The organism is Kaistella rhinocerotis, from assembly GCF_030243905.1.
GTDB lineage: Bacteria > Bacteroidota > Bacteroidia > Flavobacteriales > Weeksellaceae > Kaistella > Kaistella rhinocerotis.
This window is the reverse complement of the sequence record NZ_JASSYY010000001.1, coordinates 1,073,335-1,089,139: the sequence shown is the minus strand read 5'-3', so window position 1 is coordinate 1,089,139 and position 15,805 is coordinate 1,073,335. Positions and strand designations below refer to the sequence as shown.

At 42.9% G+C, this 15,805-nt stretch carries 18 protein-coding genes and 3 tRNA genes; 16 read left to right on the top strand and 5 right to left on the bottom strand.

Annotated elements, in window-relative coordinates; all coding sequences use genetic code 11:
• Positions 1 to 45: 45 nt before the first annotated feature.
• From QEP06_RS05075 to QEP06_RS05055, 5 genes are all read left to right on the top strand, one after another.
• Entirely contained in the window at positions 46 to 966 is a 921-nt protein-coding gene (locus QEP06_RS05075) for an alpha/beta fold hydrolase (RefSeq protein WP_285269331.1), read from the top strand.
• Between the two features lie 77 nt (positions 967 to 1,043).
• Positions 1,044 to 1,673 carry an NUDIX hydrolase gene (locus tag QEP06_RS05070; protein WP_251834207.1) on the top strand — a complete coding sequence of 210 codons (630 nt, stop codon included), beginning with the start codon at positions 1,044 to 1,046 and terminating at the stop codon, positions 1,671 to 1,673.
• Positions 1,674 to 1,698: 25 nt separating this feature from the next.
• Positions 1,699 to 2,502, top strand: a complete 804-nt coding sequence (locus tag QEP06_RS05065; protein ID WP_251834206.1) for a lysophospholipid acyltransferase family protein — start codon at positions 1,699 to 1,701, stop codon at positions 2,500 to 2,502.
• Positions 2,503 to 2,511: 9 nt separating this feature from the next.
• Positions 2,512 to 2,952, top strand: a complete 441-nt coding sequence (locus QEP06_RS05060; protein WP_285269330.1) for a hypothetical protein — start codon at positions 2,512 to 2,514, stop codon at positions 2,950 to 2,952.
• 3 nt (positions 2,953 to 2,955) lie between these two features.
• Positions 2,956 to 3,489, top strand: coding sequence for a hypothetical protein (locus tag QEP06_RS05055; protein WP_285269329.1), 534 nt, complete (start codon positions 2,956 to 2,958; stop codon positions 3,487 to 3,489).
• Positions 3,490 to 3,556: 67 nt separating this feature from the next.
• Here the strand turns inward: QEP06_RS05055 and rpsO are convergent, their stop codons facing one another.
• Positions 3,557 to 3,826: a 30S ribosomal protein S15 gene (gene rpsO / locus QEP06_RS05050; protein ID WP_251834203.1), complete on the bottom strand. Its 270-nt coding sequence runs from the start codon at positions 3,824 to 3,826 to the stop codon at positions 3,557 to 3,559.
• Between the two features lie 169 nt (positions 3,827 to 3,995).
• On the opposite strand from rpsO, the gene QEP06_RS05045 reads away from it, so the two are divergent.
• The 3 genes from QEP06_RS05045 to QEP06_RS05035 all read left to right on the top strand — a co-directional run bounded on the left by QEP06_RS05045 (position 3,996) and on the right by QEP06_RS05035 (position 6,705).
• Positions 3,996 to 4,571, top strand: coding sequence for a pyruvate decarboxylase (locus tag QEP06_RS05045; RefSeq protein WP_285269328.1), 576 nt, complete (start codon positions 3,996 to 3,998; stop codon positions 4,569 to 4,571).
• Positions 4,572 to 4,650: 79 nt separating this feature from the next.
• Positions 4,651 to 5,970 carry a magnesium transporter gene (gene mgtE, locus QEP06_RS05040; RefSeq protein WP_285269327.1) on the top strand — a complete coding sequence of 440 codons (1,320 nt, stop codon included), beginning with the start codon at positions 4,651 to 4,653 and terminating at the stop codon, positions 5,968 to 5,970.
• Between the two features lie 9 nt (positions 5,971 to 5,979).
• Positions 5,980 to 6,705 (top strand): ABC transporter substrate-binding protein, encoded by a 726-nt coding sequence (locus QEP06_RS05035; RefSeq protein WP_285269326.1) that lies wholly within the window; start codon positions 5,980 to 5,982, stop codon positions 6,703 to 6,705.
• 27 nt (positions 6,706 to 6,732) lie between these two features.
• On the opposite strand, the gene dapA is transcribed toward QEP06_RS05035, so the two are convergent.
• A complete protein-coding gene (dapA, locus tag QEP06_RS05030; protein ID WP_285269325.1) occupies positions 6,733 to 7,608 on the bottom strand; it encodes a 4-hydroxy-tetrahydrodipicolinate synthase in 876 nt (291 codons plus the stop codon).
• A gap of 109 nt (positions 7,609 to 7,717) precedes the next feature.
• Here dapA and QEP06_RS05025 point away from each other — a divergent pair, with 109 nt between their 5' ends.
• From QEP06_RS05025 to recO, 4 genes are read left to right on the top strand one after another with little or no spacing between them, the layout of a single operon-like run.
• Positions 7,718 to 8,488, top strand: a complete 771-nt coding sequence (locus tag QEP06_RS05025) for a 5'-nucleotidase C-terminal domain-containing protein (RefSeq protein ID WP_285269324.1) — start codon at positions 7,718 to 7,720, stop codon at positions 8,486 to 8,488.
• Entirely contained in the window at positions 8,481 to 9,431 is a 951-nt protein-coding gene (locus QEP06_RS05020; protein ID WP_285269323.1) for a bifunctional metallophosphatase/5'-nucleotidase, read from the top strand. The genes QEP06_RS05025 and QEP06_RS05020 overlap by 8 nt, the downstream gene beginning before the upstream one ends.
• A gap of 50 nt (positions 9,432 to 9,481) precedes the next feature.
• The gene (porZ, locus tag QEP06_RS05015; RefSeq protein ID WP_285269322.1) at positions 9,482 to 11,746 is read left to right on the top strand and encodes a type IX secretion system anionic LPS delivery protein PorZ; all 2,265 of its coding nucleotides are present in this window, start codon (positions 9,482 to 9,484) and stop codon (positions 11,744 to 11,746) included.
• Positions 11,746 to 12,435: a DNA repair protein RecO gene (gene recO, locus QEP06_RS05010; RefSeq protein WP_285269321.1), complete on the top strand. Its 690-nt coding sequence runs from the start codon at positions 11,746 to 11,748 to the stop codon at positions 12,433 to 12,435. Before porZ ends, recO begins: the two co-directional genes overlap by 1 nt.
• Before the next feature lie 46 nt (positions 12,436 to 12,481).
• Here the strand turns inward: recO and QEP06_RS05005 are convergent, their stop codons facing one another.
• Positions 12,482 to 13,204, bottom strand: coding sequence for a hypothetical protein (locus tag QEP06_RS05005; RefSeq protein ID WP_285269320.1), 723 nt, complete (start codon positions 13,202 to 13,204; stop codon positions 12,482 to 12,484).
• A gap of 58 nt (positions 13,205 to 13,262) precedes the next feature.
• On the opposite strand from QEP06_RS05005, the gene QEP06_RS05000 reads away from it, so the two are divergent.
• Complete coding sequence (locus tag QEP06_RS05000; protein WP_251834193.1) at positions 13,263 to 13,697, top strand: RNA-binding S4 domain-containing protein; 435 nt, start codon at positions 13,263 to 13,265, stop codon at positions 13,695 to 13,697.
• On the opposite strand, the gene QEP06_RS04995 is transcribed toward QEP06_RS05000, so the two are convergent.
• Positions 13,694 to 14,203, bottom strand: a complete 510-nt coding sequence (locus QEP06_RS04995; RefSeq protein ID WP_285269319.1) for a shikimate kinase — start codon at positions 14,201 to 14,203, stop codon at positions 13,694 to 13,696. The two genes, QEP06_RS05000 and QEP06_RS04995, sit on opposite strands and share 4 nt — an antisense overlap.
• A 127-nt stretch (positions 14,204 to 14,330) precedes the next feature.
• Here QEP06_RS04995 and QEP06_RS04990 point away from each other — a divergent pair.
• The 3 genes from QEP06_RS04990 (at position 14,331) to QEP06_RS04980 (ending at position 14,717) form a co-directional block, all read left to right on the top strand.
• A tRNA-Lys gene (locus tag QEP06_RS04990) sits at positions 14,331 to 14,403 on the top strand.
• A gap of 49 nt (positions 14,404 to 14,452) precedes the next feature.
• A tRNA-Leu gene (locus QEP06_RS04985) sits at positions 14,453 to 14,538 on the top strand.
• 106 nt (positions 14,539 to 14,644) lie between these two features.
• Positions 14,645 to 14,717, top strand: a tRNA-Lys gene (locus tag QEP06_RS04980).
• Between the two features lie 99 nt (positions 14,718 to 14,816).
• Here QEP06_RS04980 and panC read toward each other — a convergent pair.
• Positions 14,817 to 15,665 carry a pantoate--beta-alanine ligase gene (gene panC, locus QEP06_RS04975; RefSeq protein ID WP_285269318.1) on the bottom strand — a complete coding sequence of 283 codons (849 nt, stop codon included), beginning with the start codon at positions 15,663 to 15,665 and terminating at the stop codon, positions 14,817 to 14,819.
• Between the last annotated feature and the right edge of the window lie 140 nt (positions 15,666 to 15,805).

Below are 15,805 nucleotides of genomic sequence, written 5' to 3'. Positions count from 1 at the left end.
TGAAACGACACATCAGCGGTTAGGAAAAATTTAATACTTCCATTTATGATGAAAACATTTTACCTTTTTTTCATTGCACTGCTCGTGCCTTTCAGTTTAAATGCGCAGCAAAATTCTCCGAAGCCTACGCCTGCAAATGAATTCTTTACCACCACTGCGGACGGTACGAAATTATTCACAAAAGTTTCCGGAAACGGAGATTATTGCATCTATGTGCACGGTGGTCCGGGCATGTGGAGCCGTTCTTTTGAGGATTTGAAAGGCAAAACGCTCGAAAGCAAGCTAAAGATGGTGTATTACGACCAGCGCGGCAGCGGCAGGTCTGGCGCAGCGTCAAACGGTGATTATTCCGTGGCGAAAATGGTGGATGATATTGAGACCATTCGAAGCAAACTAGGTGCTGAAAAAGTATATTTAATGGCACATTCATTCGGCGGAATCATTGCGGCGAGCTACGCCAAACGTTATCCCGAGCATCTAAAAGGTCTGATTTTGGTCAATTCGACGCTTTATCTGAACAATTCTGTAGAAAGTCAGGTTGCGTATGCAAACTCGCTCACAGGCAGCAAAATTCAAATTCAAGATGGTCAGCATATGCCGGCACTTGGTGAGGCGATGGGAAAACTTAGCGAAAAAAACCTTCTGTATAAATTACTTACAGACAGTGAAGAAAGTTTCGCAGCATTAAATAAAATCGACGCCGAACGCCCCGAGGAAAACGGTTTCCGGAATAATGTGTGGTCTATTAATGAATATTACGGCGATTTCACGAAGCTTACACCCGATATCAAAATTCCGGTCCTGGTTATTTCGGGCAAAAAAGATTGGGCAGTGGGGCCTGATCATTATAAATTATTTAAATTCCCGAATCAGACGGTTTCAGAAATTGATGGCGGCCATCTGATTTATTTTGAAAAGAATGATGAATTCCGCAAGCAGGTTTTCAAATTTATCAACTCAAAATGAGTCGTGAGTGTGCCTCATCATGAAGTTTTAACTTTCCTTTAAAACTTTTTCGGGGCGTCTTTGCCTATATTTGAGGTATGGAAACGTTCGGAAGAGATTTGGTGAAAAGAATTCAAGCTGCCGAGTTGCCGGGCGAAAATGCGCACGCAATTTATTCGCCGCCTTACCGTCCGCTTTATTCTTACGGTGAGATTCTTACTAAAAACCCCAAGTTTGCCGCTGTAAACATACTGCTGTACCTTAAAGATTCGCAATGGTATTTTCCGCTGATTGTGCGTACAGAGAACGAGCGCGACCGGCACAGCGGCCAAATCTCGCTGCCGGGAGGTAAAAAAGAGTCTGACGATGAAGATTTCGCCCATACTGCAAAACGCGAAACCTGCGAAGAAGTGGGCGTTGAGCAGCATTATATCCGGGTCATCCGCGAGATGTCGCCAATCTATATTCCGCCCAGCAATTTTTATGTGAAACCCTACGTGTCTTACACCAAACGGAATCCCGAGTTTTTTCTGCAGCAAAGCGAGGCGACTGAACTCATTGAATTTCCGGTAGATTCGCTGCTGAACATAGCCGGAAAGCCTCAGATGAGGATTCTTCCCGGTTCGCGGGGTGTCGCGGTCCCGGTGATAGAGTTCAACGGGTATCTTATCTGGGGCGCAACCTCAATGATTCTGAGCGAATTCAGCAATCTGATGAAAAATTTGTAAATTCGCACACTGTTTTAAACTGATAATGGCGAAGAAAAATATTTTCACGGACGCGTTTGGAACCTTCTATTTTCTCAAAAGACTGATCATTTTCATCCTGGGACTGGTTTCTTACCGGCGCTTCAACGGCTTCAACAAGCTGAAGATTTCCGGTGCGGAAAATCTGGTGGATCTTCCCGATGCCAACGTGCTTTTCGTGTCTAATCACCAAACCTATTTCGCCGATGTGGCGGCAATGTATCATGCTTTTTGCGCGGTGAATAACGGTTATCTTAATACCATTAAAAATCCGGTTTACCTTTTAAACCCAAAAGTAGATTTTTACTATGTAGCCGCCGAAGAGACCATGAATAAAGGTCTGATGACCAAAATCTTCAAACTCGCCGGTGCGGTCACCGTAAAACGTACCTGGCGTGCAGAAGGTGCGAACGTAAACCGAATGGTGGACCTCACGGAGGTTGAAAACATTATGAAAGCGCTGGATAACGGCTGGGTAATCACTTTTCCGCAGGGAACGACATCCGCATTCGCGCAGGGAAGGAAAGGAACAGCCAAACTCGTAAAGAACCAAAGGCCAATTGTCATCCCAATTAAAATTAACGGTTTCCGCCGTGCATTTGACAAAAAAGGCCTGCGTGTAAAAGTTACAGGCGTAAAGCCTACGATGGAGTTTAAAAAACCGCTTGACATAGATTACGACAATGATGACGCGCAAACCATCCTGAATAAGATAATGGTTGCCATAGAACAAACCGAGGATTTCAACCTTCTTCATGGCTACGATCAGGAGCTAAAAGCCCAAAAATCTGAAGAGACTTTACCTAACTAAAATCAGCTTATGAAAAAATTCATCGCAGTCTTTGTGCTTGTGCTGCTTGCGGCGTGTACTTCGCAGAAGAAATATGTAGATTTCGATTACAGCTATTCGCGCAGTGGCGGTCTGCTTCCGGTTTATGAAAATCTTTGGGTTAAGGGAACTTCCGCACATTATATCTACGAACGCCAGGGTAAAAAGGTTAAAAAAGACTTTAAACTCACCCAAAACGACCTGCAGAATATCGAAACTGCGCTTTCCGACAACCGTTTCCGCATGATTGAGGAAGATTACAACAAAGTATATGACCGTGTGGCAACGGCCATCATCGTAAAGAAAGGCGCTAATTCGGGCAGTAAATCTGATGCCTCACTTATCCGCGAGAAAGATCAGGACCGCTGGAATAAGGTGGTGGCAGTATTCGAAAACATCATTAAAACCAATGTAGCGGCCGAATCCCGATAAGATATGAGGGATTCTTCAGGTACAGATAATGCAGATTTTCGGACACGGGCCGTGATTTTATGTTCTGATCCTTCAATTTCAATTCTTGCGCAGCAGATTTTCAGGACTAATGACATCAATGCCGCCTGGGTCTCGAATGACACCAGAAACGGGAGCGACTTTCTCATACTTTCGACCGGCGATATCAACACAGCCGCCGCTTTCAAACCGACAATTGCGATGATAGGTTCCGGTTTTACGGACCAAAATTGGCAATCTCTTCCTGAAAACATCACGCCTGGCGGAATTCTAATTTATCCGCAGGTTTTAGAGAACGGAATTCCCGAGACATCGGTCTTTTTCCGGAAACTGCCTTTTGAAATAGCAGATTATCAGATGAAAAGCAATGAAATAACCATAAACACAGACTTTGGCGAGCTATCACTCGGAAATCTAAAGGAGGATGTTGCGCGTGATCTTCGCGGTTTGCAGCTTTTCTGTTCGCAGTTTGGCATAATGGAAGAAGATTTCATCGCTACGCTGGCAGAACTTTACTAAACTTTAAAAAGGTTAAATAAAAAAAAGCAATCCTATCGGGATTGCTTTATCTTTTTAGTGCGAAAGATTACTTTCTCAAGCCTAATTCAGCGATAATCGCACGGTATCTGTTGATGTCTTTTTTCTTCAGATAATCCAGCAATGCTTTTCTTTTACCTACCAACGCTACAAGAGAACGCTCCGTTGCATAGTCTTTGTGGTTCGCTTTTAGGTGCTGGGATAGATGGTTGATTCTGTACGTGAAAAGAGCCACTTGCCCTTCCGCGCTTCCGGTGTCTGCATCAGACTTACCGTGTTTTGCGAAGATTTCTTTCTTCTTGTCAGTTGTTAAGTACATTCCAATATTATTTAATGATTATTATGTAACGGGTGCAAAAGTACAACTATTCAGATAAACTCGCAATTGTTATTTAAATGATTATTGCTGAATGTTTTATAAACGTTAAAAAAATCTTAAAAATTTAATTAAAATTAAATGTATTGGCTGTATTTTTGCAACACAGCAAATGATGAAACATTTCTACCTTTTTTCGTTGTCTTTTGGCGTTCTTGCCCTTTTTACCGCCTGCCGGGTGCAGGCGCAGGATGTCACCCGCGAAAAGTCTGCGAAATTAAAAACCGTACTATATTTTAACCCCACAGTTTATCCGGAAATTGAAGAAGTGAAAGAGCCCACATATGCTGCTTTTTTTGAGGCAGTAGGTGAGCGGGTAACCCGAAACCGGAATTATAAGATGATGCGTGTAGAAACCGCATTTGATTTTGATTCTGTTCAAATCCCCGATCTTGTACAGTATTGCGAGATGAATACGGCGGCGTTTGCGGTAGTTCCTAAAGTGAAGTTCTTCAAGGTCGGCTTTGGTAAATACGTTTTCTCAAATCAGGTAATCGTAAGCCTGAAACTCTATGATTCCACGGGTAAGCTCGTCGCTGAAAGCGATTATGATACGTACAAGAAGAAAGCGCGAATGCTTGGTTCCGCCGAAAACAGTATCAAAATCGGTACAGAAGGCGCATTGAAACTAATCGGGCAGCATCTTCGGAAGCGTAAAAACACTTCGATTTCTTTCTCTGATCATTAATCTCAAGTTCATCCTTCAGACTGCCATTCTTTATACCTAAGAATTTTGGCTATTTTTGCATGGTCAGAAACCAGAAACTTTGGATACACAAGAACTTATTTTCAACCCTGCCGATATCGCTGAGACACTCAGTGAACTTCCCGTGAAAGAGCGGGTATTGGCGTTTCTGAAAGTTCCGAAGCAGTACAAAGCTGACGTTTTCTCACACCTTGAGCCTGATTTTCAGGAAGAAACCATCCGCAATATCGGTAGCGAAGATGTTTCCGAAATCCTGAATGCCATGACACCCGATGACCGGACGGCCTTGTTTGAGGATTTTCCGGATGAACTCATTAAATATTCAATCAACCACCTCAATCCCCAGGAAAGAAGGATCGCGCTGAAACTGCTTGGCTATGATGCAGACTCCATTGCGAGGCTGATGACGCCTTATTACATCCAGATCCGGAAAGAATGGACGGTGAAGCGTTGTCTGCAGCAGATAAAGAAAGTAGGGAAGAGGATGGAAACCATGAACCACCTTTATGTAGTGGACGAGAGAAACCAGCTGATAGACGATATCGCAATTGGTTCCCTGCTTCTTGCGGAAGAAGATACCCTGATTTCTGAACTTACCGATAATCATTTTGTGGCGATTACCACCACGACCTCAAAGGAGGACGCAGTGCAGTATTTTGAAAAATATGACCGTACGGCGCTCCCGATTGTTACCGAAGCCGGCGTTTTAGTCGGAATCGTGACAATTGATGATATCTTAGACCAGATCGAGCAGCAAAACACCGAAGACATCCAGAAATTTGGTGGTATGGAGGCTTTGGATGAGCCCTACCGCCAAACTCACTGGTTTGAGATGATCCGAAAGCGTGGGTTTTGGCTGATTTTGCTTTTTTTCTTCCAGCTTCTTACGGCTTCGGCGATGAGCTTTTTTGAGGACGAAATCCAAAAAGCCGTGGTCCTGACGCTTTTTGTTCCCTTAATTATTTCAAGTGGCGGAAATACCGGCTCACAGGCAGCAACACTGATTATCCGTGCGATGGCACTGCAGGAAATCACGGTGAAAGATTGGTGGATTGTCATTAAAAAAGAACTTGTGACCGGACTTTTTCTGGGCGGAGTATTAGGTATCCTTGGATTCCTGCGCATTATGCTTTGGCAATTCATGGGTTGGTTCGATTATGGCGAATATTGGTCGTTCATCGGAGTCAGCGTTGGACTTTCACTGATGATGATCGTGATTTGGGGTACGCTTTCGGGATCCATGGTACCGTTTGTACTTAAAAAATTCAATCTCGACCCGGCCACTTCGTCGGCACCCTTTGTGGCTACACTGGTAGATGTTACCGGACTCGTCATTTACTTCTCTCTGGCCGGTTTGTTACTGAGCGGCAGATTGTTGTAAATTGCTTTCATGAAAATCATCTCGCTTGTTCCGAGCATTACTGAAGCACTCCTTGATCTTGGTTTAAAGAGTCCTGACCTTGTCGGTCGTACAAAATTCTGCATTCATCCGGAAGATAAGGTTTGTGGCGTACCGATTATCGGAGGCACCAAAAATCTGAATATCGGGAAAATAAAGTCGTTGAAACCTGATCTCATCATTGCAAATAAAGAAGAAAATGAGAAGGACCAGATTGAGGAATTAGAAAAGGACTTTAAAGTTTTGATGACGAATATTTCTACGCTCGAAGACAATTATTATTTGCTTAAAACCCTTGGAAATATTCTGAATGAAAGTGAACGTGCGCAACATTTCAATACAAAAATCAACGAAATTTTTGACGGAATCAGTTCGGTTTCCGAAAGAACCTGCGCTTATTTAATTTGGCAAAATCCTTATATGACGGTAGGTAGCGACACTTTTATCCACGAGATTCTGCAGCGGCTTGGATTTAAAAATCTTTTTGCAAACCGAAAACGTTACCCAATTGTGGATGTCGAAGAACTCCAGGAAACCGATTGTATTTTTCTGTCTTCGGAACCGTATCCATTTAAACAAAAACATGCGGATGAACTACAAAAACAGCTTCCGCAATCGCGGATCATTCTGGTTGATGGTGAAGCATTCTCGTGGTATGGGACGCATCTGGCCAAATGTGAAAGTTATTTTCAGGAACTGCTTCAAGAATGTAATTAAAAAAGGCTTCAAAAGAAGCCTTTGATCTTATCCGATTTTTGCCATTTCAGATTTTATTTTGTCCTGTAAACTGTCTGAAGCTTTCACCAGCGGTAATCTTAAATGATTTTTAATGATGCCTTTTTCCGCCAAAACGGTCTTTATACCGGCCGGATTGCCTTCTGCAAAAATCAGTCGGGTGATTTCTACTAATTTATTGTGAATCTCGTACGCTTCTTTTACCTTACCGTCAAAAGCTAGCTGAACCATCGTAGAAAACTCTTTCGGATAGCCTTGCCCAATCACCGAGATCACACCGTTCCCTCCCGCTAAAGTGACCGGTAAAGTGAATTCGTCATCACCGGAAACCAATTCGAAATTCTGTGGTTTTTGTCTTAAAATATCGAAATATTGCAGGATGTTGGGCGCTGCTTCTTTGATCATGATCAGGTTCGGGAATTCTTCTGCCAGCCTTAGTGTAGTTGACGCCTCAATGTTTTGTCCGGTTCTGCCCGGTACATTGTAAATGATGATTTTCTTTCCTGTGCCTGCCAAAACTTTATAATGCTGGTAAAGCCCTTCCTGGCTGGGTTTGTTGTAATATGGCGACACAGAGAGTACAGCCTCAAATGCCGAAAGATCAGCTTCTTCGATCTGTTTTTTTACTTCCATTGTGTTGTTACCTCCGATTCCCAAAACAAGCGGCACACGACCGCTATTTGCTTTGATGATATGAGAGATGACCTGCTCTTTTTCCTCGCCAGAAAGTGTGGCTGCTTCGGCAGTTGTTCCCAAAACTACCAGATAGTTGGTTCCATTTTCAATATTGTAATCTACCAATTTCGTCAGCGAATCGAAATCAACAGTCAAATCTTCGTTAAATGGCGTAACCAGTGCTACACCCACTCCTTTTAATATGCTCATTGTTTTGTAATTAGTTCTTCAAAAATACAAAATTAAACGCGAGAATTTTGAGATATGAGGTAACGTTTGTATTCATATCTTTATATTTGCAAAAACAGATTTGCATCTAATGAAACATAGAATTCTGCTTCTTATTTCTGCTTTTACGCTTCTTGCTGCGTGCCGTGCGCCGCTGAATGTAAGCCAGGTAGAAACCCGAAAAAATATTGCGCTGACCGCAGACCTGCCTGAAAACGAAATTTTCAAGAAGGTGATTGAACCTTACAAGAGGGAGGTGGAAGGCAAGATGAATACAAAAATTTCCCACACTTCGGTGGACCTTAATAAACAGGGCGACAACAGTAATCTTGGCAATCTGCTCGCAGATTATACGCTGCAGGGCGCGGATGCCTGGGCGAAAAGTAATGGCATTGCCGGTGTTGTAGACGCGGCCGTCATCAATATCGGGGGTATACGTTCGACAATTGGAGCCGGCGATATCCTTACCCGACACGTCTACGAGGTGATGCCTTTTGAAAATGAAGTGGTAATCGTGAAACTGAAAGGTTCGGACCTGGAAGGACTGTTTGAATATTATTTAAAAACACAAAAAAACAATCCGGTCGCGCAAATCTATATCGAGACTGATAATGGCGCTGTCACCAAAAAACAGATCAACGGCAAAGAAATAGTGGCGTCAAAGGATTATTACATCGCCACATCCGATTATTTGGCGCTCGGCGGTGACAATATGAATTTTTTCGGTAAAGGAGAGATGATTTCCACCGGTATCCGCCTGCGTGAGCTGTTTCTGGAAAAGTTTCAGGCCAACCCGGAAATCGTACCGCCAACTGATATCCGCTTAAATTTTAAAAACAAAAAAGATAGAACTGATGGATAGAAAGAAATTTCTTAAAACAATCGGTGGAGGTTCATTGGCGCTTGCGATGACGCCAAATTTGCTTTTTGGGCAAGGCCTTGATTTGCTTGCAGAAAAATCAGAATATAAATTAACGATTCTTCATACCAATGATCAGCACAGCCGAATTGAACCGTTCGACTCGAGCTACAGTAAAAACCCGAACCAAGGTGGTTTTGCGCGAAGAGCTTCACTTATCCAGAAGATCCGTCACGAAGAACCGAACGTTCTTCTGCTGGATTCGGGCGATATTTTTCAGGGAACACCCTATTTTAATTTTTTCGGTGGTGAACTTGAATTTAAACTGATGTCCATGATGGGCTATGATGCCGCTACGATGGGTAACCACGACTTTGATAACGGTCTGGAAGGTTTTAAAAATGTGCGTCCTCACGCTAAATTTCCGTTCATCTGTTCAAACTATGATTTTTCGGATACTATTCTTGAGGGCCAGACGGAACCATACCGGATTTTCAATAAAGACGGCATCAGAGTAGGGATTTTCGGATTGGGAATTGAGCTTGCAGGCCTTGTTGGCAAGAAAAGCTATGGCGAAACAGAATATTTGGATCCAATCGAAATGGCGCAGGAATATTCAGAATTGCTTCGAAAGGACAAAAAATGTGATTTGGTAATCTGCCTGTCGCATCTGGGGTTTGATTATGGCGAAAATTCCAAAAAAGTTTCGGATAAGGTTTTAGCCGTAAACACTTCGGATATTGACCTGATTTTAGGCGGTCATACGCATACATTTTTACCGGAACCACAACGTTTCAGAAACAGTTCGGGTAAAGAAGTGATTGTGAATCAGGTGGGTTGGGCCGGTTTGCTTTTAGGAAGAATAGACTTTCACTTCGATAAAAATAAATCAATTAAAAATATTTCCTGGCGAAACCAAGTTATAGATGATAAGATTATGGCTTAATTGGGCCTTTAAAACTCACTTAAGCTTTATAAAATACCGCAAAACCACTGATGAAAAAAATACTACCGTTTCTGCTGCTGATTGTTTCAATTCAAATTTCGGCGCAGGTCATCTCTTCAAGTCGTTGGACAGACCTCTTTTCATACGGAAATGTCCTCACAGTGCGAGAAGACAACGGAAAACTTATTGCTGCGACAGAAAACGGAATCTTTTTTTACACGCCTTCAAGCGGTGAGATCACGAAGCTTTCTAAAGCTAATGGCTTGCATGAAGTGAAAATTTCAGCGTTCGACTACAACCCGGAGACTAAAATCGGTCTTGTAGGTTACCGCAACGGTTCTTTGGATGTCATCTCTCCGGACGGTATCACCTATGTGGTAGATATTCCGCTGGCGACCGGGTATAATGGCGATAAAAAAATCAATCACATATCCATCACCGGTAATCTTGCGGTGGTTTCTGTGGGTTACGGCGTATCTGTCTTCAGGCTTGACCGCAAAGAATTTGGTGATTCAGCCTTTTTTACAAACAGCAGCGGTGTTTACGAAGCGTCCCGCGAAGCAGTCATCAAAGACAATACGGTGTATGCCGCGACTGCTACTGGCCTGAAATCACACGAGATCAATACCACTTTTGCCATTTATTCGACCTGGACTAATGTTGCAGCCGGAAATATGACACAACTCGCAAATGGCGGTGTGATTGCATTTTCGGATGCCAACAGCGTGAGATATGGTTCAGGAACTTCATTCAGTGCTATTCCGCAAAGTTTTGCAGCGATTCGTGATGTAACCGTAACCGCGGAAAACATCATCGTGACAGACAATGCGGCAATATCAGTTTTCGGGAATAATGGAACCTTCATTAAAACTTATCAGGCCGGCGAGACCCTCAATACAGGCTTTTTCTCACAGGGAAATATTTATGCAGGTACGCAAAGTTCAGGAATTAAAACTGAAAGCGGCGATCTAATAAAACCGGATGGTCCCTACAACAATACTGCATATAAAATCAACCTGCAGAATGACAAGATTTGGTTATCAACAGGTAACCGTACCAACCGATTCAATGATGCTGCACCGCATCCTCTGAATCTAGGTTTTTATCACTACACCGGTTCGGAATGGGTTTATCCGTCATATTTCAAGACAAGCGGAATGCTTTTCAACGTGATGGATGTGGCCGCAAACCCCGCTGATACCGACGAAGTTTTTTTCACGAACTTTATTCCTTCTGGTAGCCAGGGAGTTTATAAGATGAAATATAACGCTTCTGCTAAAGATTATGAATTTATAAATGTTTACAAAACAGGTCAGGATGTTTATTTTAACAGACCTATGGGACTTGTTTTTGATGACAAAAACAATCTATATGGGTCGATTGCTTTCCTAACACTTGAAAATCCGGCTGGTTCCGCAGGTTTGATGTCGTATGACCGTGCTGCTGATGCATTCAGATATAAAAGTCTTAAAATAAGCGCGGCCGTGCAAAAACCGATCATATCCGAAGGTTTGATCTGGATTCCGTTACCACGTGTAAATGGTATTACTGCAACAGATTACAAAGGCACCACGTCCGTAAATGACGATGAGGTTTTCGTGGTAGGAGTAAATAATGGTTTACCTTCCAATTCTGAAGGCGTCTTATCCGTAGCGATTGACAAAACGGGTGATGCATGGATTGGTACTGATAATGGCTTGCGCGTACTTTCATCGGCAGCTTCAAACATCAGAAACAGCCCGGCGGTGGAACCTGTGATCATCGAAGAAAACGGCTTGGGTGAAGAATTATTCCGTGACAGTGGCGTGCTGCAAATTGAGGTAGATTCCGGTAATCAAAAATGGGTTTCAATCAATGGTGGTGGGGTTTTTTACCTAAGTTCTACTGGCGAACAGACCATCAAACATTTCACCAAAGAAAATTCTCCATTACCGAATAACAGCGTTACCGATATTAAAGTTGACAATAAAACCGGGAAGGTATATTTCGTAACCCTTGACGGTGTGATGGTTTACCAGGGCGATGTACTGGATGTTACCGAAAATTTTGGCGACGTATTGGTATATCCAAATCCCGTAGTTTATTCGAAATACAAAGGCAACGTTCGCATCCGCGGCTTGGCTGAAAAAACCAACATCAGGATAACCGATGCAGCCGGAAATCTTGTTCACCAGGCGGTTTCTCGCGGAGGTTATTATGAATGGAATCTGAACAACCACCGTGGTGTACGTGTGGCTTCCGGCATCTACTTCGTGTTGATGACCAATGCGGACGGAACTGATACTGCCACAGCGAAAATTGCCGTTGTGAACTGATGCAGAATGTCAACTGCTTTCTCCTCTCTTATGTGAAATTTGGCGATAACGATGCGATCCTGCACTGTTTTTCAGCGGAGTCGGGATACCAGAGTTTTTTCGCGAAAGGATTGTATAGCTCCCGGAACAAAAAGAAAGCATATCTTTTTCCGTTAAACCGACTCAATATCACCATTCTGGCAAAGAAAACCGGCGGTGGCATGCCGAATGTCAGCAAAATAGAAATGCTCGAACGGGATTACGATTTCAGCGATGTGAAGACAAACACGGTTTTGCTGTTTGTATCAGATTTTCTCAATCAGGTTTTGCGCGACGAAACTCACCGAAATTCAGCATTCTTTGAGATTCAAACGTTTTTAAGGGAGCTCTACAAGGGAAATGCCGGATCTTATCCTGCATTTATATTCAAAATCCTCGCCCAGCAAGGCCTTTCTCCACTTCCCGGTAATGGGCACTTTCTCGATCCGGAAGCCGGTAATTTCAGCATTGAACAATCCCATTCATTCTTTGATGAAGAAATATCGGCGGTTTGGAAGCATTTCACCGAAACGGAAGATATCTACAGCGTAACTCTCAAAAGGTCACTCCGCCGGCAGTTTCTGGATTCTGTTATGCTGTATTATAAGTTGCACTTCGCGGGTTTTACTGTCCCGAACTCATTAGACATCATTCAGCAGATCTACGAATAAAAAAAGTTCCCGCAGGAACTTTTTTATGTTATATGATATCGTAGTATTATCTTTCTTCAGCAACCGGCGTTGTTTTGTACACCTGGAAGTTGAACACGAAACTTCTGTTACGGTAAGAAAATCCGGTATAGTTATAATGTGGGTCACGTGCAAATGCAGCCCTTGAGGGTACGATGATCACACCCTGCAGGTTATAGCTGCTCTCGTCCGGAATGTTAAACGCCTGGAATTTTTTTAATGCTTCCTGGAATCCTTCGATTTCATAAAAGCTGCGTTGCTTAGCTATCTCGCTAGTAGCGTTCTGCAAAACCGATTTTTTTACGTAATAGTATGCTGGATCTACCTCTGGTAGGCCTGATCCCGCAATTGTATTTTTAAATCCGGATGGCGAACTGAAAGCTATCTTGTTGTCCGTATTTGTAGCGACATAAGTGGTAGTATTGCTCATCAAACGGATGATATCATATTGCCCGATTGGCGTCCCGTCTGTGGGTTGGGCGCCGGGTCTCATCACATAAATCACGCCTGAAGGCAGTTTTACAGGGTTCAGGTCAGCAAGTTTTACATTCACCGTATCTGTGGCAACGTAAGGCTTTATATTTCCTTTGGTATCCAGGTAGTGTGTATCAAGAAAAGCGGTAGCTGCCTGGTCATCATAAGAGTTTTGGGTCTCGATGCTGACCTCTTCCACCGTTTCCACGCCTTCATCTTTCCGGCAGGAGTTCAGGGCAAGAGTTGCTATGGCGATACCGAGGAATATTTTTTTCATTTTTAAAGAATATCGTTAAATTGCTAAAATTTTAATCCAGCAAAAGTATAAATAAATTATGAGAATCGATAAATTTTTATGGTGTGTAAGGTTCTACAAAACACGCAGTATAGCTGCAGACGAAATAAAAAAGAACCGCGTATCCATTGCAGGTACTACCGTAAAATCTTCCCGCGAAGTGGTACCCGGAAACATCATTAAAGTAAGGAAAAACCAGATCGATTACCAGATTGCAGTACTGAGTATCCCGAAAAGCAGGGTAGGGCCAAAGCTTGTTCCGCTCTACATCGCCGATAAAACCGAAAAGGAACAATATGAAATCCTGAAACTCCGAAACCTGAACCAGGACTATTACCGCAACCGTGGCGAAGGCCGCCCAACCAAGAAAGACCGCCGCAGCATGGATGATTTCATTGAAAACGACACGGAAACGACCGGCGAAGATTCAGATTGGGATATGTTTTTCACCGGAATTGATGACGGGGACGATTAAACCAGCGCCCAAATCTCGTCCGCGACTTGTTCAGGGGCTTTCCCGTCCGTTGTAATGGTGAATTTAGCCTTAGAATAGTACACATTCCGCTCAAAAAGATGTTTTGCGATAAACTCGGGCAGGTCTTCAGGATTGAGGTGCGCAATTAGCGGCCTTTTATCCATTTGCGGGGAAAGACGCGTAACCAGTGTCCCGACGGACGCGCGCAGGAAGAAGCTTTCGGTCGACTGGTTGATGGTTTCCATATTATCATAAAAGCATGGTGTGCCTCCACCCAGACTCAAAATCCCTGCTGAATATGTGTTCAAAAGCGCATGCAGCGTTTCTCTTTCTTGCTTCCGGAAGTAGATTTCGCCTTTTTTGGCAAAGATTTCAGGGATCGTCATTTTGTTTTTCAAAGAAATTTCTCTGTCGAGGTCAATTATTTTTAATTGTAGTTTTTGGCTCAAAACTTTGGCAACGTGAGATTTACCACTTCCCATGTATCCGACGAGTGTAATTATCATCTTTGAATTTTATACAAATTACTAAAAAAATTTTGAGATTTTAAAAAAACACCTATCTTTGCACCACTTTAAAACACAGCATTCCTGCCGATTATTCGAGCAAAATGACTGTATTAGTAAAGTGGCCGACTCGGTAGCTCAGCTGGTAGAGCAATACACTTTTAATGTATGGGTCCTGGGTTCGAATCCCAGCCGGGTCACAACTAAAATTCCGTCTCGCATATCAAAGACGAGACGGAATTTTTTTTTGCCTGCGTGGTGAAATTGGTAGACACGCCATCTTGAGGGGGTGGTTTCCTACGGATGTGCTGGTTCGAGTCCAGTCGCAGGCACCATAAAAATTTTAAATGTTGAATTTTAAATTTTAAATTAATAATTTTTGTTTTTCATGTTTCGGCATGGATAATCTGAAATTTATAGTTTAAAATCCGTGATTTCAATGACTCGGTAGCTCAGCTGGTAGAGCAATACACTTTTAATGTATGGGTCCTGGGTTCGAATCCCAGCCGGGTCACTACTTACTCCTCGGAGTAGTTTTTTTCATATTAATATTTTGTGATTTGGTGATCAGAAGTCTTCTCTATCGGGGAGACTTTTGGCGTTTTTAGAGGTCTCAGTCGAGGTGTAAATTGTCAATCAGACGCACATCACCTACAAAGACTACCAAAAATGCCCTGTAGCTTCGGTCTTTGTAGAAGAAATCGGTTTGCTGCAATGTTTCTTCGTCAGCGATCTCAAAATATTCGAGCTGCATGTCTTTTTCCGCCTCGAAAATTGCCTTCACGCGTCTGTTGATTTCCGGAACCGTAATAATTCGAAACCAATCATTTACTTTGTTTAAAGTCTCAAATATAAGTTTCGCCGCCGCACGCTGATCGGCTGTTAACCGTTGGTTGCGAGAACTCATCGCCAGACCGTTTTCTTCGCGGTGAATACCTACACCATGAATCGAAATTTGTGGATTGACCTGCGCCGCGAGTTTTTTAACGATCGCGAGCTGCTGATAATCCTTATCTCCAAAATAGGCGTTATCCGGTTTTATTTGCCTGAAAAGTTCTTCCACCACCGTCCCGACGCCATTAAAATGACCCGGACGGAATTTCCCTTCCATCTCATTTTCAAGTCCTCCAAAATCGTAGTTTTTCGTTACCAATCCCTCCGGATACAGATCAGCGATCTCCGGCAGATAGACCGCATCCACAAAACCTGCCTCTCGGAGGAGCTGCAAATCACTTTCCACATCGCGCGGATATTTTTCCAGGTCCTCGGGGTTATTAAACTGTGTTGGATTTACAAAAATGGACGAAATCACAAGGTCATTTTCTTTTCTTGCCGCAGCGTAAAGCGAGATATGTCCAGCGTGCAACGCACCCATGGTAGGCGCGAAACCGATCTTCAGACCCATTTCTTTGTTTCGCTCCACGAAAGCTTCAATATCTTTTTTACGTTTGATAATTCGCATGGCCTTATAATTTTTGTAAAAGTAACCATTTCCACAAAAAATGCTTTATTGATAACGGAATTTTTACTCTTCAAAACCTGCATTGCCACAACATTTATTAAAATTTGTTAATTAAAAATTATTCGTTTAAAATTTCGTAA

Coding starts and splice junctions, on each gene's coding strand:
- QEP06_RS05075 (WP_285269331.1), top strand. CDS start 46: ATGATGAAAACATTTTACCTTTTTTTCATTGCACTGCTCGTGCCTTTC.
- QEP06_RS05070 (WP_251834207.1), top strand. CDS start 1,044: ATGGAAACGTTCGGAAGAGATTTGGTGAAAAGAATTCAAGCTGCCGAG.
- QEP06_RS05065 (WP_251834206.1), top strand. CDS start 1,699: ATGGCGAAGAAAAATATTTTCACGGACGCGTTTGGAACCTTCTATTTT.
- QEP06_RS05060 (WP_285269330.1), top strand. CDS start 2,512: ATGAAAAAATTCATCGCAGTCTTTGTGCTTGTGCTGCTTGCGGCGTGT.
- QEP06_RS05055 (WP_285269329.1), top strand. CDS start 2,956: ATGAGGGATTCTTCAGGTACAGATAATGCAGATTTTCGGACACGGGCC.
- rpsO (WP_251834203.1), bottom strand. CDS start 3,826: ATGTACTTAACAACTGACAAGAAGAAAGAAATCTTCGCAAAACACGGT.
- QEP06_RS05045 (WP_285269328.1), top strand. CDS start 3,996: ATGATGAAACATTTCTACCTTTTTTCGTTGTCTTTTGGCGTTCTTGCC.
- QEP06_RS05035 (WP_285269326.1), top strand. CDS start 5,980: ATGAAAATCATCTCGCTTGTTCCGAGCATTACTGAAGCACTCCTTGAT.
- dapA (WP_285269325.1), bottom strand. CDS start 7,608: ATGAGCATATTAAAAGGAGTGGGTGTAGCACTGGTTACGCCATTTAAC.
- QEP06_RS05025 (WP_285269324.1), top strand. CDS start 7,718: ATGAAACATAGAATTCTGCTTCTTATTTCTGCTTTTACGCTTCTTGCT.
- QEP06_RS05020 (WP_285269323.1), top strand. CDS start 8,481: ATGGATAGAAAGAAATTTCTTAAAACAATCGGTGGAGGTTCATTGGCG.
- porZ (WP_285269322.1), top strand. CDS start 9,482: ATGAAAAAAATACTACCGTTTCTGCTGCTGATTGTTTCAATTCAAATT.
- recO (WP_285269321.1), top strand. CDS start 11,746: ATGCAGAATGTCAACTGCTTTCTCCTCTCTTATGTGAAATTTGGCGAT.
- QEP06_RS05005 (WP_285269320.1), bottom strand. CDS start 13,204: ATGAAAAAAATATTCCTCGGTATCGCCATAGCAACTCTTGCCCTGAAC.
- QEP06_RS05000 (WP_251834193.1), top strand. CDS start 13,263: ATGAGAATCGATAAATTTTTATGGTGTGTAAGGTTCTACAAAACACGC.
- QEP06_RS04995 (WP_285269319.1), bottom strand. CDS start 14,203: ATGATAATTACACTCGTCGGATACATGGGAAGTGGTAAATCTCACGTT.
- panC (WP_285269318.1), bottom strand. CDS start 15,665: ATGCGAATTATCAAACGTAAAAAAGATATTGAAGCTTTCGTGGAGCGA.